The organism is Streptomyces parvulus (assembly GCF_014648855.1).
GTDB lineage: Bacteria > Actinomycetota > Actinomycetes > Streptomycetales > Streptomycetaceae > Streptomyces > Streptomyces parvulus.
Genome location: NZ_BMRX01000012.1, coordinates 125,633 through 148,581 on the forward strand (window position 1 = coordinate 125,633; position 22,949 = coordinate 148,581).

The 22,949-nt window shown below is 72.3% G+C and carries 24 protein-coding genes, 4 tRNA genes and 1 pseudogene; 22 read left to right on the forward strand and 7 right to left on the reverse strand.

All coding sequences use genetic code 11. The features are described from left to right. Positions 1–3 precede the first annotated feature (3 nt). From IE108_RS24250 to IE108_RS24265, 4 genes are all read left to right on the forward strand, one after another. A tRNA-Glu gene (locus tag IE108_RS24250) sits at positions 4–76 on the forward strand. A 29-nt stretch (positions 77–105) separates the two neighbouring features. Next, a tRNA-Glu gene (locus tag IE108_RS24255) sits at positions 106–178 on the forward strand. A 20-nt stretch (positions 179–198) separates the two neighbouring features. Further along, positions 199–270 (forward strand) — tRNA-Gln (locus IE108_RS24260). Positions 271–313: 43 nt separating this feature from the next. Further along, a tRNA-Glu gene (locus IE108_RS24265) sits at positions 314–386 on the forward strand. Positions 387–549: 163 nt separating this feature from the next. Here IE108_RS24265 and ndgR read toward each other — a convergent pair. Further along, the gene (ndgR, locus tag IE108_RS24270; RefSeq protein WP_053137572.1) at positions 550–1,266 is read right to left on the reverse strand and encodes an IclR family transcriptional regulator NdgR; all 717 of its coding nucleotides are present in this window, start codon (positions 1,264–1,266) and stop codon (positions 550–552) included. A gap of 198 nt (positions 1,267–1,464) precedes the next feature. On the opposite strand from ndgR, the gene leuC reads away from it, so the two are divergent. From leuC to IE108_RS24290, 4 genes are all read left to right on the forward strand, one after another. Further along, positions 1,465–2,895, forward strand: a complete 1,431-nt coding sequence (gene leuC, locus IE108_RS24275) for a 3-isopropylmalate dehydratase large subunit (RefSeq protein ID WP_064730005.1) — start codon at positions 1,465–1,467, stop codon at positions 2,893–2,895. A gap of 5 nt (positions 2,896–2,900) precedes the next feature. After that, complete coding sequence (gene leuD, locus IE108_RS24280; RefSeq protein WP_064730006.1) at positions 2,901–3,494, forward strand: 3-isopropylmalate dehydratase small subunit; 594 nt, start codon at positions 2,901–2,903, stop codon at positions 3,492–3,494. Positions 3,495–3,771: 277 nt separating this feature from the next. Then, positions 3,772–4,002: an SCO5555 family protein gene (locus tag IE108_RS24285; RefSeq protein WP_064731981.1), complete on the forward strand. Its 231-nt coding sequence runs from the start codon at positions 3,772–3,774 to the stop codon at positions 4,000–4,002. A 137-nt stretch (positions 4,003–4,139) separates the two neighbouring features. Next, complete coding sequence (locus IE108_RS24290) at positions 4,140–4,793, forward strand: HU family DNA-binding protein (RefSeq protein ID WP_064730007.1); 654 nt, start codon at positions 4,140–4,142, stop codon at positions 4,791–4,793. Positions 4,794–4,894: 101 nt separating this feature from the next. Here the strand turns inward: IE108_RS24290 and IE108_RS24295 are convergent, their stop codons facing one another. Beyond that, the gene (locus IE108_RS24295) at positions 4,895–5,098 is read right to left on the reverse strand and encodes a hypothetical protein (protein ID WP_064730008.1); all 204 of its coding nucleotides are present in this window, start codon (positions 5,096–5,098) and stop codon (positions 4,895–4,897) included. A 9-nt stretch (positions 5,099–5,107) separates the two neighbouring features. Then, positions 5,108–5,746 carry a 2-phospho-L-lactate guanylyltransferase gene (gene cofC, locus IE108_RS24300; protein ID WP_064730009.1) on the reverse strand — a complete coding sequence of 213 codons (639 nt, stop codon included), beginning with the start codon at positions 5,744–5,746 and terminating at the stop codon, positions 5,108–5,110. A gap of 143 nt (positions 5,747–5,889) precedes the next feature. Here cofC and IE108_RS24305 point away from each other — a divergent pair, with 143 nt between their 5' ends. The 3 genes from IE108_RS24305 (at position 5,890) to IE108_RS24315 (ending at position 8,940) form a co-directional block, all read left to right on the forward strand. After that, on the forward strand, positions 5,890–6,681 hold the full coding sequence (locus IE108_RS24305) for a lysophospholipid acyltransferase family protein (protein WP_064730010.1): 792 nt from the start codon (positions 5,890–5,892) through the stop codon (positions 6,679–6,681). Further along, a complete protein-coding gene (locus tag IE108_RS24310; RefSeq protein ID WP_064730011.1) occupies positions 6,678–7,688 on the forward strand; it encodes an NAD(P)H-dependent glycerol-3-phosphate dehydrogenase in 1,011 nt (336 codons plus the stop codon). Before IE108_RS24305 ends, IE108_RS24310 begins: the two co-directional genes overlap by 4 nt. Positions 7,689–7,782: 94 nt before the next feature. Continuing rightward, positions 7,783–8,940 carry a D-alanine--D-alanine ligase family protein gene (locus IE108_RS24315; RefSeq protein ID WP_064730012.1) on the forward strand — a complete coding sequence of 386 codons (1,158 nt, stop codon included), beginning with the start codon at positions 7,783–7,785 and terminating at the stop codon, positions 8,938–8,940. 231 nt (positions 8,941–9,171) lie between these two features. On the opposite strand, the gene IE108_RS24320 is transcribed toward IE108_RS24315, so the two are convergent. After that, complete coding sequence (locus IE108_RS24320; protein WP_019328745.1) at positions 9,172–9,405, reverse strand: Lrp/AsnC family transcriptional regulator; 234 nt, start codon at positions 9,403–9,405, stop codon at positions 9,172–9,174. Between the two features lie 227 nt (positions 9,406–9,632). Here IE108_RS24320 and IE108_RS24325 point away from each other — a divergent pair, with 227 nt between their 5' ends. Together IE108_RS24325 and thiD are read left to right on the forward strand one after the other, a co-directional pair. Next, the gene (locus IE108_RS24325) at positions 9,633–10,601 is read left to right on the forward strand and encodes a thiamine-phosphate kinase (RefSeq protein ID WP_064730013.1); all 969 of its coding nucleotides are present in this window, start codon (positions 9,633–9,635) and stop codon (positions 10,599–10,601) included. Continuing rightward, on the forward strand, positions 10,598–11,395 hold the full coding sequence (thiD, locus tag IE108_RS24330) for a bifunctional hydroxymethylpyrimidine kinase/phosphomethylpyrimidine kinase (protein WP_064730014.1): 798 nt from the start codon (positions 10,598–10,600) through the stop codon (positions 11,393–11,395). The genes IE108_RS24325 and thiD overlap by 4 nt, the downstream gene beginning before the upstream one ends. 222 nt (positions 11,396–11,617) lie before the next feature. Here the strand turns inward: thiD and rpmB are convergent. Next, a pseudogene (rpmB, locus tag IE108_RS35405) lies at positions 11,618–11,728 on the reverse strand (50S ribosomal protein L28); the annotation flags it as partial. A 263-nt stretch (positions 11,729–11,991) separates the two neighbouring features. Here rpmB and fakA point away from each other — a divergent pair. From fakA to mutM, 9 genes are all read left to right on the forward strand, one after another. Then, positions 11,992–13,782: a DAK2 domain-containing protein gene (gene fakA / locus IE108_RS24340; RefSeq protein ID WP_064730015.1), complete on the forward strand. Its 1,791-nt coding sequence runs from the start codon at positions 11,992–11,994 to the stop codon at positions 13,780–13,782. Positions 13,783–13,835: 53 nt separating this feature from the next. After that, the gene (recG, locus tag IE108_RS24345) at positions 13,836–16,061 is read left to right on the forward strand and encodes an ATP-dependent DNA helicase RecG (protein WP_064730016.1); all 2,226 of its coding nucleotides are present in this window, start codon (positions 13,836–13,838) and stop codon (positions 16,059–16,061) included. 103 nt (positions 16,062–16,164) lie between these two features. Beyond that, positions 16,165–16,752, forward strand: coding sequence for a 16S rRNA (guanine(966)-N(2))-methyltransferase RsmD (rsmD, locus tag IE108_RS24350; RefSeq protein WP_064730017.1), 588 nt, complete (start codon positions 16,165–16,167; stop codon positions 16,750–16,752). 26 nt (positions 16,753–16,778) lie between these two features. After that, complete coding sequence (gene coaD / locus IE108_RS24355; RefSeq protein WP_064730018.1) at positions 16,779–17,258, forward strand: pantetheine-phosphate adenylyltransferase; 480 nt, start codon at positions 16,779–16,781, stop codon at positions 17,256–17,258. A gap of 121 nt (positions 17,259–17,379) precedes the next feature. Further along, the gene (locus tag IE108_RS24360) at positions 17,380–18,498 is read left to right on the forward strand and encodes a hypothetical protein (protein ID WP_064730019.1); all 1,119 of its coding nucleotides are present in this window, start codon (positions 17,380–17,382) and stop codon (positions 18,496–18,498) included. Positions 18,499–18,627: 129 nt separating this feature from the next. Continuing rightward, positions 18,628–19,281, forward strand: a complete 654-nt coding sequence (locus IE108_RS24365; protein WP_064730020.1) for a YceD family protein — start codon at positions 18,628–18,630, stop codon at positions 19,279–19,281. A 2-nt stretch (positions 19,282–19,283) separates the two neighbouring features. Beyond that, entirely contained in the window at positions 19,284–19,457 is a 174-nt protein-coding gene (gene rpmF / locus IE108_RS24370; protein ID WP_003951102.1) for a 50S ribosomal protein L32, read from the forward strand. Positions 19,458–19,464: 7 nt separating this feature from the next. Further along, complete coding sequence (gene rnc / locus IE108_RS24375; protein WP_189397761.1) at positions 19,465–20,298, forward strand: ribonuclease III; 834 nt, start codon at positions 19,465–19,467, stop codon at positions 20,296–20,298. Between the two features lie 91 nt (positions 20,299–20,389). Further along, positions 20,390–21,250 (forward strand): bifunctional DNA-formamidopyrimidine glycosylase/DNA-(apurinic or apyrimidinic site) lyase, encoded by an 861-nt coding sequence (gene mutM, locus IE108_RS24380; protein WP_064730022.1) that lies wholly within the window; start codon positions 20,390–20,392, stop codon positions 21,248–21,250. Here mutM and IE108_RS24385 read toward each other — a convergent pair. Together IE108_RS24385 and IE108_RS24390 are read right to left on the reverse strand one after the other, a co-directional pair. After that, positions 21,240–21,644, reverse strand: a complete 405-nt coding sequence (locus IE108_RS24385; protein WP_064730023.1) for a winged helix-turn-helix transcriptional regulator — start codon at positions 21,642–21,644, stop codon at positions 21,240–21,242. The genes mutM and IE108_RS24385 overlap by 11 nt on opposite strands. A gap of 72 nt (positions 21,645–21,716) precedes the next feature. Further along, positions 21,717–22,886 carry a CAP domain-containing protein gene (locus IE108_RS24390; protein WP_064730024.1) on the reverse strand — a complete coding sequence of 390 codons (1,170 nt, stop codon included), beginning with the start codon at positions 22,884–22,886 and terminating at the stop codon, positions 21,717–21,719. Between the last annotated feature and the right edge of the window lie 63 nt (positions 22,887–22,949).

Below are 22,949 nucleotides of genomic sequence, written 5' to 3' on the forward strand. Positions count from 1 at the left end.
AAAGCCCCCGTTGTGTAGCGGCCTAGCACGCCGCCCTCTCAAGGCGGTAGCGCCGGTTCGAATCCGGTCGGGGGTACGGTGATCTCTCACGAGATGATCGCTAGGGCCCCCGTTGTGTAGCGGCCTAGCACGCCGCCCTCTCAAGGCGGTAGCGCCGGTTCGAATCCGGTCGGGGGTACGAACTGGTCTAAACCACATTGGTCTATGGTGTAATTGGCAGCACGACTGATTCTGGTTCAGTTAGTCTAGGTTCGAGTCCTGGTAGACCAGCTCGGATCTGCGGCGATGCAGTTCAAGCGTCTGCAAGATCCACGCCCCCGTTGTGTAGCGGCCTAGCACGCCGCCCTCTCAAGGCGGTAGCGCCGGTTCGAATCCGGTCGGGGGTACAAGATCGAGAAGGCCCCCCGCTTCGGCGGGGGGCCTTCTCGCGTTCCCAACTCCGGGTGTGTTGGCGCCGGTTCGGCGTCCCGCGCCCGCCCGGGGGCCTGACCAGGGAGGCCCGCCGCGGCGTTGGGGCGGGCCCTCCTCGTCACTCCGGCGCCGGGGCCGTCAACCCGTGCGGCGCAGCGCCTCGGAGAGGCGGCCGGCGGCGTCGATGATCGCCTGGGCGTGCATACGGCCCGGGTGGCGCGTCAGGCGCTCGATGGGACCGGAGACGGACACCGCGGCCACCACGCGGTTCGAGGGGCCCCGCACCGGCGCCGAGACGGACGCGACGCCCGGCTCCCGCTCGCCGATCGACTGGGCCCAGCCCCGGCGCCGCACACCGGACAGCGCCGTCGCCGTGAAGCGGGCGCCCTGCAGGCCCCGGTGCAGCCGCTCGGGCTCCTCCCAGGCCATCAGGATCTGCGCCGAGGAGCCGGCCTTCATCGTGAGCGTCGAGCCGACCGGGACCGTGTCCCTGAGGCCCGACAGGCGCTCGGCCGCGGCCACGCAGATGCGCATGTCGCCCTGGCGGCGGTAGAGCTGGGCGCTCTCGCCCGTCACGTCCCGCAGGTGGGTGAGGACCGGGCCCGCGGTGGCGAGCAGCCGGTCCTCGCCGGCCGCCGCGGCCAGCTCGGCCAGGCGCGGGCCGAGAATGAATCGGCCCTGCATGTCACGCGCCACCATGCGGTGGTGTTCCAGCGCCACGGCCAGGCGGTGGGCCGTGGGTCGTGCCAGTCCGGTCGCCGCGACCAATCCCGCGAGGGTGGCCGGGCCGGACTCCAGAGCGCTCAGGACGAGGGCCGCCTTGTCCAGAACGCCGACGCCGCTACTGTTGTCCATGAAACGATACTCCCGTCTCACTCTGTGAAACGCAAGTTCAATTTTCCGTGGAACGCGCCACCCTTGATGGCACGAAGTCACAACGGCCCGTGACGAAAGGGCCTGGTGGCGGTTGCCCGGAAACACAGGGGTGCGGGCGCCGCTTCCCCGAAGATCTCTAGTTGGGCCGACGCTTCGTCGCCGGCCGGAGGGAAAGCGATGGGTAGGACACTCGCGGAGAAGGTCTGGGACGACCACGTCGTCCGGCGCGCCGAGGGCGAGCCCGACCTCCTCTTCATCGATCTGCACCTGCTGCACGAGGTGACCAGCCCGCAGGCCTTCGACGGCCTCCGCAAGAGCGGCCGCCCGGTGCGGCGGCTCGACCTGACCATCGCCACCGAGGACCACAACACCCCGACGCTCGACATCGACAAGCCCATCGCGGACCCGGTCTCCCGGGCCCAGCTGGAGACGCTGCGCAAGAACTGCGCGGAGTTCGGCGTCCGGCTGCACCCGCTGGGCGACGTCGAGCAGGGCGTCGTGCACGTGGTCGGCCCCCAGCTGGGCCTGACCCAGCCCGGCACCACCGTGGTCTGCGGCGACTCGCACACGTCGACGCACGGCGCGTTCGGCGCGCTGGCCTTCGGCATCGGCACCTCCCAGGTCGAGCACGTGCTGGCCACCCAGACGCTGCCCCTGGTCCGCCCGAAGACCATGGCGATCACCGTCAACGGCGAACTGCCCGACGGCGTCACCGCCAAGGACCTGATCCTCGCGATCATCGCGAAGATCGGCACCGGCGGCGGCCAGGGCTACGTCCTGGAGTACCGGGGCGAGGCCATCGAGAAGCTCTCGATGGAGGCCCGCATGACCATCTGCAACATGTCGATCGAGGCCGGCGCCCGCGCCGGCATGATCGCCCCCGACGCCACCACCTTCGCCTACCTCCAGGGCCGTCCGCACGCCCCCGAGGGCGCCGACTGGGACGCGGCCGTCGAGTACTGGAAGACGCTGCGCACGGACGACGACGCCGAGTTCGACGCGGAGGTCGTCATCGAGGCCGCCGAACTGTCGCCGTTCGTCACCTGGGGCACCAACCCAGGTCAGGGTGCGCCGCTTTCCGCCGACGTCCCCGACCCCGCTTCGTACGAAGACGCTTCGGAGCGCTTCGCCGCCGAAAAGGCCCTGGAGTACATGGGGTTGGAGGCCGGTCAGCCGCTGCGCTCCATCAGTGTGGACACCGTCTTCGTAGGTTCCTGCACCAACGGCCGCATCGAGGACCTGCGCGCCGCCGCCGAGATCGTGCGGGACCGCAAAGTCGCCGAGGGCGTACGGATGCTGGTCGTCCCCGGCTCGGCGCGGGTCGGCCTCCAGGCCGTCTCCGAGGGCCTGGACGTGGTCTTCAAGGAGGCCGGCGCCGAATGGCGGCACGCGGGCTGCTCGATGTGCCTGGGCATGAACCCGGACCAGCTGGCCCCGGGAGAGCGCTCCGCCTCCACCTCCAACCGCAACTTCGAGGGGCGCCAGGGCAAGGGCGGCCGCACCCACCTGGTGTCGCCGCAGGTCGCGGCCGCGACGGCGGTCCTGGGCCATCTGGCCTCCCCGGCCGACCTCGCCGCCACCGACGTCCCCACGCCCGCTGGAGTCTGAGAGCCATGGAAGCATTCACCAAGCACACCGGCCGGGCCGTCCCGCTGCGCCGCAGCAACGTCGACACCGACCAGATCATCCCCGCCCACTGGCTCAAGAAGGTGACCCGGGACGGGTTCGAGGACGGGCTGTTCGAGGCCTGGCGCAAGGACGGGTCCTTCGTCCTCAACCAGCCCGAGCGCCAGGGCGCCACGGTCCTGGTCGCGGGCCCCGACTTCGGTACGGGCTCCTCCCGCGAGCACGCCGTCTGGGCGCTGCAGAACTACGGCTTCAAGACCGTGATCTCCTCCCGCTTCGCCGACATCTTCCGGGGCAACTCGCTGAAGAACGGCCTGCTCACCGTGGTCCTCGACCAGAAGACCGTGGACGCGCTGTGGGCGCTGACCGAGCGGGACCCGCAGGCGGAGATCACCGTCGACCTGGAGGCCCGCGAGGTCCGCGCCGAGGGCGTCACGGCCTCCTTCGAGCTGGACGAGAACTCCCGCTGGCGGCTGCTGAACGGGCTGGACGACATCTCGATCACCCTCCAGAACGAGGCGGACATCGCCGCGTACGAGGCGGACCGCCCGTCCTTCAAGCCGCAGACCCTCAAGGTCTGACCCGCCGGGGCCGCCACCGAGGCCCCGCAAGGTCGAGTTTCGGCCACCCAACACCCCCGCCGTACCCCCGATCAGCCCGATCGGGGGTACGGCCGTTTTTGGCTCGGGGACCCGTCGCCCGGGATCGTTCCGACGCACAACTTCCCACGTTAGAGGCCTGATTGCCGGGGTAGTGAAGTTCTGGAGGCGCAGGTTCCGCGCGGGCCAGGACGGCCGTTCGGGGCGGCAGTTGCCCCCTGCGCAGGCGACAACTCGCCCCAGATGGCACAATCTGTGCATGGACCACGACGGCCAACTCGAGCTCTATGCGGCGGTCGCGGTCCGGCTCAAGGAAGCGCACACAAGAGTGCGCGCACTGCAAGTCCCGGAGGGCGTACGGATGGCGCTGACCCGGAAGCTGCTGGTCATTACGGCCGCGGCCAAACACGATCTCGCCGGTGCGGCAAGGCGCCTGGATCGGTTCACCGACGACCTCGACGCGGGTCGATTCCCCGAAGAGGACGGCTGAACAGACCGGGGCGGCCCGAGTCCGTTGCGGCACAAGGGTGATTAGCCCGTTTCGTGTTTGATTTGCGGTATATATCTGCCTAACGTGCGAAAAAGCTTGAACACATTCGTTCTGGCGATGTCTCCGAAGGGGAAGACGTGAACAAGGCGCAGCTCGTAGAAGCGATTGCCGACAAGGTGGGCGGCAGGCAGCAGGCCGCCGACGCCGTCGACGCGGTCCTGGACGCCCTCGTCCGTGCGGTGGTCTCGGGCGACCGGGTCTCGGTCACCGGCTTCGGTTCCTTCGAGAAGGTCGACCGTCCCGCCCGCTACGCCCGCAACCCCCAGACGGGCGAGCGGGTTCGGGTCAAGAAGACCTCGGTGCCGCGCTTCCGCGCGGGCCAGGGCTTCAAGGACCTGGTGAGCGGCTCGAAGAAGCTCCCGAAGAACGACATCGCGGTCAAGAAGGCCCCCAAGGGCAGCCTGTCCGGCCCGTCGGCCACGATCTCCAAGGCCGCGGGCAAGAAGGCCGCCGCCAAGAAGGCCACCGGCGCCGCGAAGAAGGCCACGGGCGCCGCGAAGAAGACCACCGCGGCGGCGAAGAAGACCGCGGCGAAGAAGGCCACCGGCGCCGCGAAGACGACGGCGAAGAAGACCACCGCCAAGAAGTCCGCGGCCAAGACCACCACGGCGGCCAAGAAGACGGCGGCCAAGAAGGCTCCCGCCAAGAAGGCCACCGCCAAGAAGGCCCCGGCCAAGAAGTCGACCGCCCGCAAGACCACCGCCAAGAAGGCCACCGCCCGCAAGAAGTAGCGGCCGGCCCCCCGTGGGCGGCAGCAGGCGAACAGGGCTCTCACGCGCCGGGCCGGACTCCCTCTCGGAGTCCGGCCCGCGGCGTGTTCGCGTCCGGTGGATCAGAACGTCTGGAGTGTCACCAGCGTGATCCGGCGCTCGGGGCCCGCCCCCTCGGCCTCGATCCGCACCCGCTGCCCCGGCCGCAGCAGTCTGAGGCCCCCCGCGTCGAAGGCCGCCGCGTCGAAGGGCAGCGGCGTGCCGTCGTCGAGCAGCACCTGTCCGCTGCGGCTCTCCGGGTCGTACGTGTAAGCGGTCGCCTGCATGGCCGCAGCCTACTGCCCGGCGATCAGCAGCCGCGCGGCCACGGCCGCCGTCCGGGGACCCACCCCCAGCGCCAGGGCCGTGCGCAGATCACCGCCGGTGTCGACGTCCTGCCGTACGGAATCCACCGCGCCCAGGGACAGTTCCACCGCGCCGGACGCACGGTGGCGGAGCCGGGAATCGGGACCGAATGCCGGGGACAATTCGGTGCCGGGTGCCGCCGTCAGCAAGGTGGTGCCGATTCCGGCCGCGTCCGGGAGAAATGCCCGCGTGAATTTCCCGGCCGCCGCGAGTACCCGCGCCAATTCGGCCGGCCGGAGAGCGGGGAGATCGGCGTTGAGCGCGGCCACCGGAGTTCCGGGACGCGCGGCGCGGACCGCCGCCGAGCCGTGCGCCAGCGCGGCGTTCAGGCCGCCGCGGGGTTCGTCCCGGACGACGGCCGCGCCGAGCGCCGCCAGCTCCCGTCCGGCCCGCGCGTCGTCCGTGACGACTGCCACATCCGCGACCGCCTGGCAGGCCAGCGCCGCTGCGACGGTGTCCAGTGCGAACGCCAGCGCGAGACCCGGCCGGACCCCGTCGTCCGCGGTGTCCGACAGCCTGCTCTTGGCCCGGGCGAGGGGCTTCACGGGTACGACCAAGGTCCACTGCACGAGCGTTCCGTCCTTCTCTCGTCGCCGTCATTGTCACCTGCGAGACCTGGCGGTTCACTCGCCGGGGCGTACGGTGTTCTCGACAGACGGGCGGCCCGGGGCGACACTTGTCCGGCCCCAGGCCCTGGAGGAAAGGTGTCAGCGTGCCCCGCCGCAGAATCGGCTTCTGGTACCGCCTGGCCGCGGTGATCTGCAAACCGCCGCTCATGGTTCTGATCAAGCGGGACTGGCGGGGAATGGAGAACATTCCGGCCGACGGCGGATTTATCACCGCCGTGAACCACAATTCGCACGTGGACCCCTTCGCGTACGCGCACTACCAGTACAACACCGGGCGCGTCCCCCGATTCCTGGCGAAGAGCGGCCTTTTCAAGAAGGGCTTCGTCGGCGCCGCCATGCGGGGCACCGGGCAGATCCCCGTCTACCGCGAGAGCACGGACGCCCTGAGCGCCTTCCGGGCCGCGATCGACGCCGTGGAGCGCGGCGAGTGCGTCGCCTTCTACCCCGAGGGCACCCTCACCCGCGACCCGGACGGCTGGCCGATGACCGCCAAGACCGGTGCCGCGCGCGTCGCCCTCCAGACCAAGTGCCCGGTGATCCCGGTCGCCCAGTGGGGCTGCAACGAACTGCTGCCGCCCTACACCAAGAAGCCGCACCTCCTCCCGCGCAAGACCCACCGCGTGCTGGCGGGGCCTCCGGTCGACCTCTCCCGGTTCTACGACCGGGAGATGACCGCGGAGCTGCTGAAGGAGGCCACCGAGGTCATCATGGCCGCCATCACCGGGCACCTGGAGGAGATCCGGGGCGAGCGGGCCCCCCGGACCCCCTACGACCCGCGCCGCGAGCGGATCGAGCAGCGGCGCCGGACGCAGTCGCAGACACCGGCGGGGCCGGCGCGCACGCAGGGAACGCAGGCAGAAGGGCAGAGCACGTGAGCAAGCCGGTCAAGGCGGCCGTCTTCGGCACCGGATCCTGGGGCACCGCCTTCGGCACGGTCCTCGCCGACGCGGGGTGCGACGTCACCCTGTGGGGGCGCCGTGCCGAACTCGCCGACGCCGTCAACTCCACCCGGACCAACCCGGACTACCTGCCGGGCGTGGAGCTGCCGGCCGGCCTGCGGGCCACCACCGACGCCGCCGAGGCCGCGCGCGACGCCGACTTCACGGTCCTCGCCGTCCCGTCCCAGACGCTGCGCGCGGGGCTCGCCGAGTGGACGCCGCTGCTGGCGCCCGGCACGGTCCTGGTGTCGCTGATGAAGGGCGTCGAACTCGGCTCCGCGATGCGGATGAGCGAGGTGATCGAGGACGTCGCCAAGGTCGGCGCCGAGCGCATCGCCGTGGTCACCGGACCCAACCTGGCCCGGGAGATCGCCGCCCGCATGCCGGCCGCCGCGGTGGTCGCCTGCCCCGACGAGTCCGTCGCCCGGCGCCTGCAGACCGCCTGCCACACCCCGTACTTCCGCCCGTACACCAACACCGACGTCGTCGGCTGCGAACTGGGCGGCGCCGTGAAGAACGTGATCGGGCTGGCCGTCGGCATCGCGGACGGCATGGGCCTGGGCGACAACGCCAAGGGCTCCCTCATCACCCGCGGCCTCGCCGAGACCACCCGCCTCGGCGTCGCCCTCGGCGCCGACCCGCTGACCTTCTCCGGACTGGCCGGGCTCGGCGACCTGGTGGCGACCTGCTCCTCCCCGCTCTCCCGCAACCACACCTTCGGCACCAACCTCGGCAAGGGCATGACCCTCCAGGAGACCATCGCGGTCACCAGGCAGACCGCCGAGGGCGTCAAGTCCTGCGAGTCGGTGCTGGATCTGGCCCGCAGGCACGGCGTCGACATGCCGATCACCGAGACGGTGGTCGCCATCGTCCACGAGGGCAAGTCCCCGGTGGTCGCCGTCAAGGAGCTGATGTCGCGCAGCGCGAAGCCCGAACGACGCTGAGCGACGGCCGTACCGCACCCCCGGACACCGGCCGCGCCACGCGGCCCCGCCGACGCTGTCTCGCGGCCCTACGGCCGGGTACTCTCAACGCGATATGAGCACCGAGAACCTCCCCCAGAGCCCCGAGCAGCCGCCTCGCAAGCCGCGTGTGGCCGTCGTGTTCGGCGGGCGCAGCTCCGAACACGGGATCTCCGTGGTCACCGCCGGCGCCGTCCTCGCGGCCATCGACCGGACGAAGTACGACGTCCTGCCGATCGGCATCACCAGGGACGGCCGCTGGGCCCTCACCGCCGACGAGCCGGAACGCATGGCGATCACCGAGCGCCGTACGCCCGACGTCGAGGAACTGGCCGAGTCGGCCGAGGGCGCCGTGGTGCTGCCCGTCGACCCCGCCAACCGCGAAGTCGTCTACAGCGAACCCGGCGCGGTGCCCAAGGCGCTGGGCGAGGTGGACGTCGTCTTCCCCGTGCTGCACGGCCCGTACGGCGAGGACGGCACCCTCCAGGGTCTCCTCGAACTGTCCGGTGTGCCCTACGTCGGCGCGGGTGTGCTCGCCTCGGCCGTCGGCCAGGACAAGGAGTACATGAAGGCGGTGTTCGCCTCCTACGGGCTGAAGGTCGGCCCCTACGCGGTGATCCGTCCCCGCGACTGGGAGCAGGACCGTTCCGGCGCCCGCCGCAGGATCGTCGACTTCGCCGCCGAGCACGGCTGGCCGCTCTTCGTGAAGCCGGCCCGGGCCGGCTCCTCGATCGGCATCACCAAGGTCGACGACCCGGCCGGCCTCGACGAGGCGATCGAGGAGGCCCGGCGCCACGACCCGAAGATCCTGGTCGAGGCGACCCTGCGCGGCCGCGAGATCGAGTGCGGCGTGCTGGAGTTCGAGGACGGCCCCCGCGCCTCCGTCCCCGCGGAGATCCCGCCGCCCTCGGAGCACGCGTACTACGACTTCGAGGCCAAGTACATCGACTCCACCCCCGGCATCGTGCCGGCCCCGCTCACGCCCGAGGAGACCGCCGAGGTGCGGCGCCTCGCCGTGGCGGCGTTCGACGCGGCGTCCTGCGAGGGCCTGGTGCGCGCGGACTTCTTCCTCACCGAGGACGGCGAGTTCGTGATCAACGAGATCAACACCATGCCGGGATTCACGCCGATCTCGATGTACCCGAAGATGTGGGAGGCGAGCGGTATCGGCTACCCCGAGCTGGTGGACCGGCTGGTCCAGGCGGCGCTGCGGCGCCCGACGGGGCTGCGCTGACCCCTCCCGCCCCGCGCACGGCCAGAAGGCGACCCCCTCGGGGGTCGCCTTCTCGCAGTATGATCAGCGGGTTTCCCGGCCCGTCGCCCGCAGGCGGCGGCGCGTTGTCCGGGTTCCGCCACAGCTTGACGACCGAGGCCCGGACCGGGAACCGCCGCCGGCCCGCCGTCGTCTGCTGAGGAGCAGCAGGCGGCGGCGATCAACAGCACGAGAGCGAGCGGGCGGAAGGGGTCAGAGATGGACCACGGGGCAGGTCAGCGTCCGCGTGATGCCGTCCACCTGCTGGACCTTGGCGACCACCATGCGGCCCAGTTCGTCGACGGTGTCGGACTGCGCGCGCACGATGACGTCGTAGGGTCCGGTCACGTCCTCGGCCTGGATCACCCCGGGGATCTTGCTGATCGTCTCGGCGACGGTCGACGCCTTGCCGACCTCCGTCTGGATCAGGATGTACGCCTGTACCACGGAACCTCCAGAGCGGCCACGAGGATCATGTGGGGAAAAGGAACGCCACGGTATCGCGTGGGCGCTCCTCGCGGGGAGACCCGTGGGCCGCGGGCCCCGCGCGCCGGGGTGCCGGAGGGACAGGAGTTGACGATCACGCCGACCGTGGCGACGGTCATTTCGACCGTAACGAGGACAGAGATGACGCGCGACCGGGCAAGGACACGCACGGAAGGGGAGCCAAGGCGATGAAGGGCACTGTTGGTGAGCTGGGGGAGTTCGGGCTCATCAGGGAGCTCACCTCCCGTCTCACCACCACCCCGGCTGTCCGGGTGGGCCCCGGCGACGACGCCGCGGTGGTGGCCGCGCCCGACCGCCGGGTGGTGGCCAGCACCGACATCCTCGTGGAGGGGCGGCACTTCCGCCGGGACTGGTCCACCGCGTACGACGTGGGCCGCAAGGCCGCCGCGCAGAACCTCGCGGACATCGCCGCCATGGGCGCCGTGCCGACCGCGCTCCTGCTCGGCCTGGTCGTCCCCGCCGAACTGCCGGTGACCTGGCCGACCGAGCTGATGGACGGCCTGCGCGACGAGTGCCAGGTGGCCGGCGCCTCGGTGGTCGGCGGCGACGTGGTCCGCGGCGACACCATCACGGTCTCCATCACGGCGCTGGGCGACCTGCGCAACCAGGAGCCCGTGACCCGGGGCGGCGCCCAGCCCGGCGACCTCGTCGCGGTGACCGGCTGGCTGGGCTGGTCCGCGGCCGGGTTCGCGGTCCTCTCCCGCGGTTTCCGCTCGCCGCGCGCCTTCGTCGAGGCCCACCGGCGCCCCGAGCCGCCCTACCACGCGGGTCCCGCGGCGGCCGGACTCGGCGCCACCGCCATGTGCGACGTGAGCGACGGCCTCATCGCCGACCTCGGGCACATCGCCGAGGCGAGCAAGGTCAGGATCGACGTCCGCTCGGGGCAGATCGACATCCCCTCCCAGATGAACGACATCGGCCAGGCCGTCGGCGTCGACCCCATGCAGTGGGTACTCACCGGGGGAGAGGACCACGCGATCGTGGCGACCTTCCCGCCAGACGTGAAGCTGCCCGCCCGCTGGAAGGTCATCGGCGAGGTGCTCAACCCCTCCGCGCTGCCCCAGGTGACCGTCGACGGGGCGCCCTGGACCAGCAAGGGCGGCTGGGACCACTTCGGCGGGGAGGTCGAGGCATGAGGCCGCCCCTGGTGCTCACCGTGGCCGGCTCCGACTCCGGCGGCGGCGCCGGCATCCAGGCCGACCTGAAGACCATGCTCGCCCTCGGCACCCACGGCATGAGCGTGCTCACCGCGGTCACCGCGCAGAACTCCCTCGGCGTGCAGGGCGCCTGGGAACTGCCGGTGGACGCGGTGCGGGCCCAGTACCGCAGCGTCGTCGACGACATCGGCGTCCAGGCGGTCAAGACCGGGATGCTCTCCTCGGCGGAACTGGTCGAGACCGTCGCCGGACTGCTCGCCGGCACGGACGCCCCCGCCGTCGTCGATCCGGTCGGCGTCTCCAAGCACGGGGACTCCCTGCTCGCCGCCTCCGCGCTGGACTCCGTCCGCACCAAACTGCTCCCGGTGGCCACCGTCGCCACCCCGAACCTCGACGAGGTCGCGCAACTGACCGGCGTCCGCGTCGAGTCGGAGACCGACCTGCGCCGGGCGGCCGCCGCGCTGCTGGAGTACGGGCCGCGCTGGGTGCTGATCAAGGGAGGCCATCTCAGCGGCGACGCCGTGGACCTGCTCACCGACGGCTCCGAGGAGCACTGGCTGCGCGCCCCGCGCCTCGACAACCGGCACACGCACGGGACGGGCTGCACCCTCGCCTCCGCGGTCGCCTGCGGCCTGGCGAAGGGGCTGCCGGTGCCGGAGGCGGTGACCGCGGCGAAGGAGTACGTCACCGGGGCGATCCGGGCCGGGTTCGCGCTCGGCGACGGCATCGGGCCGGTGGACCACGGGTGGGCGCTCGGGCGGGGAACCGCCTGAGCGGTGCCCGGCGCGGTGCCGGGGGCGTGGGCGCGGCGGCCGGGGAGCCGTGCGCACGGCGTCCGGGCACGGCAAAAAGCCGGTCCACCCGAGGTGGACCGGCTCCCTACAGCGGACCAGGCAGTGGCCGCGCGCTCAGCTGTCGCGTCAGCGCGAGACCTTGCCGGCCTTGATGCACGAGGTGCAAGCGTTCACGCGCTTCGGCGTCCCGCCCTCCACGGTACGCACGCGCTGGATGTTCGGGTTCCAGCGACGGGGCGTACGGCGGTGGGAGTGCGAGATGTTGTTGCCGAAGCCCGGCCCCTTGCCGCAGACGTCGCAGTTGGCAGCCACGGGTCACTCCAAAGACTTCAGATGCACTTACGGTTGATCCCGGCATGCCGGGATCAAGCTCCCGGACTCTACGGTCCGGAATCTGAGTGGCGGTGCCAGGGGGATGGCCCGATCGGGATCGGGCAACCGGAGCAGCATACAACGACTGCTCCCGTACAACGAAACTACCACGGCAGCTCAGCGGCCCGCCCCGGGTCTCCGGCGCCGGGCACCCGCCCGAGGTCTACGCTGCCAGCCACGTCCAGCAGCTCAGGGAGGCGCAGGTGGCGCACGTGCCGCAGAGGTTCTTCGACGCTCTGGCGGTGCGTACCTGGTGCGGTCTGTCACTGAGCGCGCTGGGACGGGCACGCGAGGAGATCGACGCGATCAACGTCTATCCGGTCGCCGACGGGGACACCGGTACGAACCTCTATCTGACCGTCGAGTCGGCCGCCGCCGCCGTGGAGGCGGTGTTCGCGGGCCACGAGCTGGATGCCGGGCCGCCGGGCGCGGGCCCTTCCGCGGCGCGGGCCGACGGGCCTTCCCCGGTGGAGGCCGGCGGCCCCTCCCTGGCGGAGGCCGTGGGCGCGATGGCGCACGGGGCGCTCATCGGCGCGCGCGGCAACTCCGGGACGATCCTCGCGCAGCTGCTGCGCGGCATGGCCCAGGTGCTCACCGAGCGCAGTGACTCCGCCCACACCGACGGCGCCGGTCTGCGGCTGGCCCTGCGCAACGCCGCGGAGTCCGCCCGGCAGGCCGTCGCCCACCCGGTCGAGGGCACCGTCCTCACCGTCGCCTCCGCCGCCGCCGACGCGGGGGAGGCGGCGGAGGGCGACTGCGCGGAGGTGGCCCGCGCCGCCTACGAGGGCGCCCGCGCGGCGCTCGCCGCCACCCCGGGCCAACTGTCCGTGCTGGAGCGCGCCGGAGTGGTCGACGCCGGGGGGCACGGCCTGGTGACGGTCCTCGGCGCCCTGGTGGAGACGTTCACCGGGCGGACGCCGGGGCCCTCGGCGCCCGTCACCGTCCACGCGCGCGTGGAACCCCACCCGGAGGGCGGGCCGGACGCCGACGCCGGTCTCACCCCAGGGGACGGGCCGCACGCGCACCCGGCGCCGGCCGGCGAGTGCGGGCCGGTGAACGGCGACCACGACGAGCCCGCCTTCGAGGTGATCTACCTCCTGGAGGCCGACGACGCCGCCGTCGCGCGCCTGCGGCAGCGGCTGGACGCCCTCGGTGACTCCCTCGTCGTGGTCGGCGGCGACGGACTGTGGAACGTCCACGTGCACGTCGACGACGCGGGCGCCGCCGTCGAGGCGGGCGTCGAGGCCGGGCGGCCGTACCGGATCCGCATCACCCACTTCGGGCACGCCGATGCCCGGGCCGCCGCGGCCGAGCGCGCGCCCCGCGAACCCCGCCGGCGTGCCGTGGTGGCGGTCGTGCCGGGGGAGGGGCTGGCCGGGCTGTACGCCGAGGCGGGCGCGACCGCGGTCCTCGCCCGTCCCGGGGAGCCGCCGGCCAGCGGGGAGCTGGTCCAGGCCGTACGCCGGGCGCACGCGCGCGAGGTGGTGCTGCTGCCCAACGACGCCGAGCTGCGGCACACCGCCGCGGCGGCGGCCGAGCAGGCCCGCACCGAAGGCGTCCGGGTCGCCCTCATCCCGACCCGCTCCGCGGTCCAGGGCATCGCCGCGCTCGCCGTGCACGAGCCCGGCCGGCGGTTCGACGAGGACGTCGTGGCGATGACCTCGGCGGCCGGCGCGACCCGGTACGCCGAGGTCGTGGTCGCCGAACACCAGTCCTGGACCACGGCGGGCATCTGCCAGGCCGGTGACGTGCTCGGCCTCATCGACGGCGACGTCGCCGTCATCGGCGCGGACGTCACGGAGGTCGCGGCGACCGTCCTGGACCGGATGCTCTCGGCCGGCGGCGAGCTGGTCACCCTCGTCCTCGGCGACGAGGCGCCCGGCACCGTCACCGAGCACCTGGAGGCCCGGGTCCGCGAGGCCTACCTCGCCGTCGACACCGTCGTCCACCGCGGCGGCCGGCAGGGCGCGCTGCTGCTGGTCGGGGTGGAGTAGCACGGCGCTCCACCGGGCCGCCTGCTGGGCCGTTGTCAGTGGCGTGGTGTGCAATGGATCTCGTGCCCGGACTGCGTGAACCCCTGAAGAAGGTGCTCGGACCCGCCACCGCGAAGGTGATGGCCGAGCACCTCGGCCTGCACACCGTCGGCGACCTCCTCCACCACTACCCGCGCAGATACGAGGAGCGCGGCCAGCTCACCCACCTCGCCGACCTGCCCATGGACGAACACGTCACGGTGGTCGCGCAGGTCGCCGACGCCCGGCTGCACTCCTTCGCCTCGTCCAGGGCACCGCGCGGCAAGGGCCAGCGCCTCGAAGTGACCATCACGGACGGCAGCGGCCGCCTCCAACTGGTCTTCTTCGGCAACGGCGTGCACAAGCCGCACAAGGAACTCCTCCCCGGCACCCGCGCGATGTTCGCGGGCAAGGTCTCCGTTTTCAACCGACGCCTCCAACTGGCCCATCCGGCATACGAGTTGCTGCGCGCCGCCGACGAGGACGAGGCGAGCGAGAGCGTCGAGTCCTGGGCCGGCGCCCTCATCCCGCTCTACCCGGCCACCGCCAAACTGGAGTCCTGGAAGATCGGCAAGGCGATCCAGACGGTGCTGCCGAGCGCCCAGGAGGCCGTCGACCCGCTGCCCGCCTCCCTGCGCGAGGGCCGGGGCCTGGTCTCCCTGCCCGAGGCCCTCCTCAAGATCCACCGCCCGCACACCAAGGCCGACATCGAGGACGCCCGCGCCCGCCTGAAGTGGGACGAGGCCTTCGTCCTCCAGGTGGCCCTCGCCCGCCGCCGGCACGCCGAGACCCAACTCCCCGCCGTCCCCCGCAGACCCCTCCCCGACGGCCTCCTCGCCGCCTTCGACGACCGCCTCCCCTTCACCCTCACCGACGGCCAGCGCAAGGTCTCCCGCGAGATCTTCGACGACCTCGCCACCGACCACCCGATGCACCGGCTGCTCCAGGGAGAAGTCGGCAGCGGCAAGACCATGGTCGCCCTGCGCGCCATGCTCGCCGTCGTCGACGCGGGCGGGCAGGCCGTGATGCTCGCGCCCACCGAGGTGCTCGCCCAGCAGCACCACCGGTCGGTCGTCGAGATGATGGGCGAGCTGGCCGAGGGAGGCATGCTGGGCGGCGCCGAGCACGCCACCAAGGTGGTGCTGCTCACCGGCTCCATGGGCGCCGCCGCCCGCCGGGCCGCCCTGCTCGACCTCGTGACCGGCGAGGCGGGCATCGTCATCGGCACGCACGCGCTGATCGAGGACAAGGTGCAGTTCCACGACCTCGGGCTGGTCGTCGTCGACGAGCAGCACCGGTTCGGCGTCGAGCAGCGCGACGCCCTGCGCGGCAAGGGGAAGCAGCCCCCGCACCTGCTCGTGATGACCGCCACCCCCATCCCGCGCACCGTCGCGATGACCGTCTTCGGAGACCTGGAGACCTCGGTCCTGGACCAGCTCCCGGCCGGCCGGTCCCCGATCGCCAGCCATGTCGTCCCGGCCGCCGACAAGCCCCACTTCCTCTCCCGGGCCTGGGAGAGGGTCCGGGAGGAGGTGTCCAACGGCCATCAGGCGTACGTCGTCTGCCCGCGCATCGGTGACGAGGCGGACGACCCGGGCCGGAAGGGCGGCGCAGGCAAGGCTTCGCCCGAGGACGACGCCGAGAAGCGGCCCCCGCTCGCCGTCCTCGACGTCGCCGGACAGCTGGCGAAGGGCCCCCTGGAAGGGCTCAAGGTCGAGATCCTGCACGGCCGCATGCCGCCCGACGACAAGGACGCCGTCATGCGCCGCTTCGCGGCCGGTGAGACCGACGTCCTGGTCGCCACCACCGTCATCGAGGTCGGCGTCAACGTCCCGAACGCCACCGCCATGGTGATCATGGACGCGGACCGCTTCGGCGTCTCCCAGCTGCACCAGCTGCGCGGCCGGGTCGGTCGCGGCTCCGCCGCCGGGCTGTGCCTGCTGGTCACCGAGATGCCCGAGGCGAGCGCGGCCCGGCAGCGGCTGAACGCGGTCGCCGGCACCCTCGACGGCTTCGAGCTCTCCCGAATCGACCTGGAACAGCGCCGGGAGGGCGACGTCCTCGGCCAGGCACAGTCCGGCGCCCGCACCTCCCTGCGCGTCCTCGCCGTCATCGAGGACGAGGAGATCATCGCGGAGGCGCGGCAGGAGGCCGCGGCACTGGTGGCCGCCGACCCGGAGCTGACCGGCGTGCCCGGATTGCGAACGGCGCTGGAGGCCCTCCTGGACGAGCAGCGGGAGCAGTACCTGGAAAAGGGCTGAGCACCACCCACCCGGGGGCGCGGGGCCGTGCCGATGCGCGGCTGTGCCGCGTGGCGCGACCAGCCACACTGAAGACAAAGACGCTCACGACCAAGGACCCCAGATGACCCGAGTGATCGCCGGCAAAGCCGGCGGACGCCGCCTGGCCGTCCCGCCCGGCACCGGCACCCGCCCCACCTCCGACCGCGCGCGCGAGGGCCTCTTCTCCACGTGGCAGTCCCTGCTCGGCGGCCCGCTGGACGGCGAGCGCGTCCTGGACCTGTACGCCGGCTCCGGCGCCGTGGGCCTGGAGGCGCTGTCCCGGGGCGCGGGGCACGTCCTGCTCGTCGAGGCCGACGCCCGCGCCGCCCGCACCGTCCGGGACAACGTCCGCTCGCTCGGCCTGCCCGGCGCCGAGGTCCGCGCGGGCAAGGCGGAACAAGCCGTCCGCACCCCCGCCCCCGCCGAGCCCTACGACATCGTCTTCCTGGACCCGCCCTACGCGGTCTCCGACGACGATCTTCGGGAGATCCTGGTCACACTCCGTACGGAGGGCTGGCTCGCCGGGGAAGCGCTCGTCACCGTGGAGCGCAGCACCAGAGGCGGGGAATTCGGCTGGCCGGACGGCTTCGAGGCGATCCGTGCCCGCCGCTACGGCGAGGGAACGTTTTGGTACGGTCGCGCCGCCTCTACGTGCGAAGACGCACGATGACCGGACCGGAGAGCGAGGGAATTCAAGTGCGCCGTGCCGTCTGTCCCGGGTCGTTCGACCCGATCACCAACGGACACCTCGACATCATCGCGCGGGCCTCCAGCCTCTACGACGAGGTCTACGTCGCCGTGATGATCAACCAGGCGAAGAAGGGCCTCTTCGAGATCGAGGAGCGGATCGACCTCATCCGCCAGGTCACCGCCGAGTACGGCAACGTACGCGTGGAGTCCTTCCACGGCCTCCTCGTCGACTTCTGCAAGCAGCGCGAGATCCCGGCCATCGTCAAGGGACTGCGCGCGGTCAGCGACTTCGACTACGAGTTGCAGATGGCCCAGATGAACAACGGCCTCTCGGGCGTGGAGACCCTCTTCATCCCCACCAACCCCACCTACAGCTTCCTGTCCTCCTCCCTGGTCAAGGAGGTGGCGACCTGGGGCGGCGACGTCTCCCACCTGGTGCCGCCGCTCGTCCTCGACGTGCTCACGGAGCGACTGAAGAAGCACTGAACTCCCCACAGCCGCACCCCTGGAGACCGACAAACCGTCACCCGGTGTCCCCCGGACACCCCGGGGTCGTACAGTCGTCCCGTCCGTCTCCAACACAGCTGTAGAGAGTGGCGAGCACACGGTGGACGTCCAGAAGAAGCTCGACGAGATCACCGCCATGGTCTCCGGGGCCCGCGCCATGCCCATGTCGGCCTCGTGCGTGGTCAACCGCGCCGAACTGCTCTCGACGCTGGAGGAGCTGCGCGCCGAGCTGCCCGGCTCGCTCGCCCAGGCCCAGGAACTGCTCGGCGGCCGGGAGCAGATGGTCGCCGAGGCCCGCCAGGAGGCCGACCGGATCATCGAGACCGCGCACGCCGAGCGCGGTTCCCTGATCGCCGGCACCGAGGTCGCCCGCCGCTCCCAGGCCGAGGCCGACCGGATCCTCGCGGAGGCCCGCCAGGAGGCCGAGGAGGTCCGCGCCGAGGCCGACGACTACGTCGACTCCAAGCTCGCCAACTTCGAGGTCGTCCTCACCAAGACCCTCGGCTCGGTCGGCCGCGGCCGCGAGAAGCTGCTCGGCACCGGCCCCGGCCTCGACGAGAACGGCTACGAGGACGAGGACGCCCCCGAGCGCAGCCACGACCCCGAGACCCTGCGCCGCGACGCCGACACCTACGTCGACACCAAGCTCGGCGCCTTCGAGGCGGTGCTGGCCAAGACGCTGGAGGCGGTCGGCCGCGGCCGCCAGAAGCTGCACGGCCGGATCGCCACCGACGACCTCGGCGCCCTCGCCGACGACGCCGGCACCGTCCAGCACTCCAGCGACGCCGACTACCTGGCCGGTCTCGCCGCCCTCTCGGACGCCCCCGCGGAGCAGCCCCGGCAGCCGGTCTACGGCGAGCAGCAGCCGGCCGCCGCCCAGGCGCCGCCCCAGGCCGTGCCCGAGATGCCCGCGCAGGAGCCGGCGTACGGCTACGCCCCGCAGCAGCCCGACCCGTACGCCGCCTACCAGCAGGCCTACGGCACCGGGCAGGACGCGTACGGCTACCAGCAGCAGCCCGGCGATCCCTACGGCTACCAGGGCTACGACCCCCAGCAGCAGGCCTACGACGCGCAGCACGGCTACGCCCAGGCCCAGCCCCAGCAGCCGCCCCAGCCCCCGCAGGGCGGGCCGCAGACGCTCGACGAGACCAGCCTCTTCGACACCGGCATGATCAGCGCCGAACAGCTGCGGGCCTACGAGCAGGGCCGGGGGGTCTAGAGGTCCGGATTGGGCCGTGGGCGGATGGTCAAGTATCCTGGCTCTTCGGTCGCGCGTACGTCCGCGATCGCCGCTGCCCAGGGAACACCGGAGGGCGGCATCCCCGAGCTACGAAGACCGAAAGCAGGAATGGTTCTGAACGCGCGCCTCGACCACCGCGACCCCCTCGTGTTCGACACACACGAGCTGGGGCGGCGGCCCGGTGCGCTCCAGCGCCTGACCCGCACGGTCGACGCTCCCAAGGACTTCGGTGTCCAGGGAGTCATCGGAGTGCCGGAAGGCGCCCCGGTGGAACTCGATCTCCGCCTCGAGTCGGTCATGGAAGGGGTGCTCGTCACAGGCACCGCCCGTGCCACGGCCGAGGGGGAGTGCGTAAGGTGTCTGGAGCCGTTGGAGCAGCAGCTCGCAGCGGACTTCCAGGAGCTGTTCTCGTACCCTGACGCCGACGACCGGGGCCGCCCTGCGGCGGAACCGGGCGACGACGCCGAGGACGACGAGGACAGGCTCTTCGTCGAGGACGGTCTGATCGGCCTCGAACCCGTGCTGCGCGACGCGGTGGTGCTCGCACTGCCGATGCAGCCGGTGTGCCGGGAGGACTGCCCGGGTCTGTGTTCCGAATGCGGAGCACGCCTGGCGGACAACCCGGACCACCACCACGACGCCGTCGACATTCGTTGGGCGGCACTGCAGGGACTCGCCGGTTCACTCGGAGACGGCGAGAAGGACGAGATGAGCGGCGACGGGCCAGATTCCGCGGACGCCGCCGAGAAGCAGGAGAAGTAGCCGTGGCTGTTCCGAAGCGGAAGATGTCGCGCAGCAACACGCGCCACCGCCGGTCGCAGTGGAAGGCTGCGGTCCCCACCCTGGTTGCGTGCGAGCGCTGCCACGAGCCCAAGCAGCAGCACATCGCGTGCCCGTCTTGCGGCACTTACAACAAGCGCCAGGTCCTCGAGGTCTGAGCGGCTGGTGAGAGGCACTGTGTCAGTCCCCAAGAAGGCGGAAGACGCCAAGGCGGACCCACCCGCCAAGAAGAAGGCGGACACCCAGGCCTCGTCCCACACGCTTCTGGAAGGGCGGCTCGGCTACCGGCTCGAGTCCGCCCTTCTGGTGCGTGCGCTGACCCACCGTTCCTACGCGTACGAGAACGGCGGTCTGCCGACGAACGAGCGGCTGGAGTTCCTCGGTGACTCCGTCCTCGGCCTCGTCGTCACGGACACGCTGTACCGCACCCACCCCGACCTGCCCGAAGGCCAGCTGGCCAAGTTGCGGGCCGCGGTGGTCAACTCGCGTGCGCTGGCGGAGGTGGGCCGCGGGCTCGACCTCGGCTCCTTCATCCGGCTCGGCCGCGGTGAAGAGGGCACGGGCGGCCGGGACAAGGCGTCCATCCTCGCCGACACCCTCGAAGCGGTGATCGGCGCGGTCTATCTCGACCAGGGCCTCGACGCGGCCTCCGAACTGGTGCACCGCCTGTTCGACCCGCTGATCGAGAAGTCCTCCAACCTCGGTGCCGGCCTGGACTGGAAGACCAGCCTCCAGGAGCTCACCGCGACCGAAGGGCTCGGCGTCCCCGAGTACCTGGTCACGGAGACCGGCCCCGACCACGAGAAGACCTTCACTGCTGCCGCCCGCGTCGGAGGCGTCTCGTACGGCACCGGCACCGGCCGCAGCAAGAAGGAGGCGGAGCAGCAGGCCGCGGAATCCGCGTGGCGGTCCATCCGGGCCGCGGCGGACGAGCGCGCCAAGGAGGCGGCGGCGAAGGCGGCCGCCGATTCCGCCGACGCACCGTCGGCCTCCGCCTGACCCACCGCACGTCCCGAACGCCCGCCCCTTCCGACCGGGGCGGGCGTTCGGTTCGTCCACCGGCCCATCCGGCCCGCCCGAGGGGGATGCCATGCCCGAGTTGCCCGAGGTGGAAGTCGTCCGGCGCGGCCTGGAGCGCTGGGTCGCCCACCGCACCGTCGCCGACGCCGAGGTACTGCACCCGCGCGCCGTGCGCCGGCACGTCGCCGGCCCCGACGACTTCGCCCACCGGCTGAAGGGGCACCGCTTCGGCATCGCCTCCCGGCGCGGCAAGTACCTGTGGCTGCCGCTGGCGGACACCGGCCAGGCGGTCCTGGCCCACCTCGGCATGAGCGGCCAGCTGCTGGTCCAGCCGCACGAGGCCCCCGCCGAGAAGCACCTGCGCATCCGCGTCCGCTTCGCCGACGACCTCGCCACCGAACTCCGCTTCGTCGACCAGCGCACCTTCGGCGGCCTGTCCCTGCACGACACGTCCCCCGACGGACTGCCGGACGTCATCGCGCACATCGCCCGCGATCCCCTCGACCCGCTCTTCGACGAGGACGCCTTCCACCGCGCGCTGCGCCGCAAGCGGACCACGATCAAACGGGCCCTGCTCGACCAGTCCCTGATCAGCGGTGTCGGCAACATCTACGCGGACGAGGCCCTGTGGCGCTCCCGCCTGCACTACGAACGCCCCACGGCGACCCTCACCCGGCCCCGCACCACCGAACTCCTCGGCCACGTCCGGGACGTCATGAACGCCGCCCTCGCCGTGGGCGGCACCAGCTTCGACAGCCTGTACGTCAACGTCAACGGCGAGTCCGGCTACTTCGACCGCTCGCTCGACGCGTACGGCCGCGAGGGCCTGCCCTGCCGGCGCTGCGGAACGCCGATGCGCCGCCGCCCGTGGATGAACCGCTCCAGCTACTTCTGCCCGAAGTGCCAGCGCCCGCCCCGGCTCACGCCGTAGGCATCCGCTGCGTGTCGTAGCGCTCGCGCGAGGCCAGTACGTCGTCCATCCGCCCCTCCAGGCACTGGATGAGCGCGATCAGCCGCTGCGCGACCTCACGGCCGGCGGTCGTCAGCTCGTAGTCCACGCGGGGCGGGTTGGTGTGCTGGGCCTCGCGGTGCACCAGACCGTCCCGCTCCAGCGCGTGCAGGGTCTGGGCGAGCATCTTCTCGCTGACGCCGTCGACGCGGCGCCGCAGCTCGTTGAACCGGAACGACCCCTCGTACAGCGCCCCGAGCGTCAGCGCGCCCCAGCGCCCCGTGACGTGCTCCAGGGTGCCGCGCGAGGGACAGGCCCGGGAGAACACGTCGAACGCCGGCTCCCGCTCCGCGGTGCGCTCCTGCGTGCTCGACATTCCTCCAGCGTACGCGAGCACAGCGCACTCCCGCAGGGTGCGCTGCGTGGGGGAGAGCGGGGGTGGGGCGGTTCAGTAGCCGAAGTTCTGTGTCCACCACGGGCCGCCGGAGCCGAAGTGGACGCCGACGCCGAGGGTCTGGAAGTCGCAGTTCAGTATGTTGGCGCGGTGGCCGGGGCTGTCCATCCAGGCGTCCATCACGGCCTGGGCGTCGGCCTGGCCGCGGGCTATGTTCTCGCCGCCGAGGTTGTCGATGCCGGCCGCCGCGGCCCGGTCCCACGGGGTCGCGCCGCCCGGGTCGGTGTGGTCGAAGAAGCCCTGTGTGGCCATGGCCCTGCTGAAGTCCTCGGCGAGGTCGCGCAGGGCGCTGTTCGCGGCCACCGGGCTGCAGCCCACCTTGGCCCGCTCGTCGTTGACCAGCTTGAGCACCTGGGCCTCCGCGGTGGCCTCCTCGGACACGGCGGCGGGCGCGCTGGGCCGGGACGGCTCCTCGGTGGCCGGGCGCGAGGGCTCGGGCTTCGGCTCGCTGCTCGGGGTCCGCGCGGGCTTCTTCGTCTTGGACGGGGTCTCGGCCGGGGCCGCGGGCTCCGAGGCCGACGCCGAGGGGGAGCCGGTGGAGGGCGAGGGGGACGGGGAGTCCTCCGACGAGGCGGAGCCGGAGGGCGACGAGGACGACCGGTCGCCGCCGCGGCTCGGCGAGCCGCCGCCGTCGCGGCCGGTGTCGGCGCTGCCGGACGTGCCGCCCTGCTCGCCCGGGCTGTTGGTCGGGGTGTCCTGGGCCTGCACCCGGTCGCCCCCGCCGCTGCCGCCGCCGATCCGGTAGTTGTCGAGGCCGGGCACCGCGCCCGTGGCCACCGCCACGGTGCCGATGGCGACGGCGGCGGAGACGCCCAGCAGCCCCGTGCGGACCGGGGTGGCGGCCCGCTTGCGGCGCCTGCGGCGGCCGGGGGCGGGACGTGCGCCGCCGTCGGGGGCGTACCCGTCGCTGGGGAAGGCGACCGTGCGGCCGGCCTGCGGTCCCTCGCCGTCGGGGGCGTCCGCGTACAGGTAGGCGTCGCTCTTCGCGCGGACCTCGGCGTAGGCCTCCGGGTTCAGGTAGGGGGCGATCCCCATCGTCGGGCGGTCGTCCCCGCCCGGTGCGTGCGGGTCGCGGTCCCGGCCCGTCGTGCCGTCCGGCTGCGGGTCCCCCGCGGCGCGGCCCGTGGCGGCGCGGCCGGCGGCGGAGCGTCGGTGGCGTCCCATGTCCTGGCCTTCCTCGTCCTCATGATCCACACGGAACTCACACGTAAGAGTGAGTTTCAAATG

Bases quoted from the DNA above. Each gene is read 5' to 3' on its own strand.
- ndgR (WP_053137572.1), bottom strand. From the start codon at position 1,266: ATGGACAACAGTAGCGGCGTCGGCGTTCTGGACAAGGCGGCCCTCGTC.
- leuC (WP_064730005.1), top strand. From the start codon at position 1,465: ATGGGTAGGACACTCGCGGAGAAGGTCTGGGACGACCACGTCGTCCGG.
- leuD (WP_064730006.1), top strand. From the start codon at position 2,901: ATGGAAGCATTCACCAAGCACACCGGCCGGGCCGTCCCGCTGCGCCGC.
- IE108_RS24285 (WP_064731981.1), top strand. From the start codon at position 3,772: ATGGACCACGACGGCCAACTCGAGCTCTATGCGGCGGTCGCGGTCCGG.
- IE108_RS24295 (WP_064730008.1), bottom strand. From the start codon at position 5,098: ATGCAGGCGACCGCTTACACGTACGACCCGGAGAGCCGCAGCGGACAG.
- IE108_RS24315 (WP_064730012.1), top strand. From the start codon at position 7,783: ATGAGCACCGAGAACCTCCCCCAGAGCCCCGAGCAGCCGCCTCGCAAG.
- IE108_RS24325 (WP_064730013.1), top strand. From the start codon at position 9,633: ATGAAGGGCACTGTTGGTGAGCTGGGGGAGTTCGGGCTCATCAGGGAG.
- thiD (WP_064730014.1), top strand. From the start codon at position 10,598: ATGAGGCCGCCCCTGGTGCTCACCGTGGCCGGCTCCGACTCCGGCGGC.
- recG (WP_064730016.1), top strand. From the start codon at position 13,836: ATGGATCTCGTGCCCGGACTGCGTGAACCCCTGAAGAAGGTGCTCGGA.
- rsmD (WP_064730017.1), top strand. From the start codon at position 16,165: ATGACCCGAGTGATCGCCGGCAAAGCCGGCGGACGCCGCCTGGCCGTC.
- IE108_RS24365 (WP_064730020.1), top strand. From the start codon at position 18,628: ATGGTTCTGAACGCGCGCCTCGACCACCGCGACCCCCTCGTGTTCGAC.
- mutM (WP_064730022.1), top strand. From the start codon at position 20,390: ATGCCCGAGTTGCCCGAGGTGGAAGTCGTCCGGCGCGGCCTGGAGCGC.
- IE108_RS24385 (WP_064730023.1), bottom strand. From the start codon at position 21,644: ATGTCGAGCACGCAGGAGCGCACCGCGGAGCGGGAGCCGGCGTTCGAC.
- IE108_RS24390 (WP_064730024.1), bottom strand. From the start codon at position 22,886: ATGGGACGCCACCGACGCTCCGCCGCCGGCCGCGCCGCCACGGGCCGC.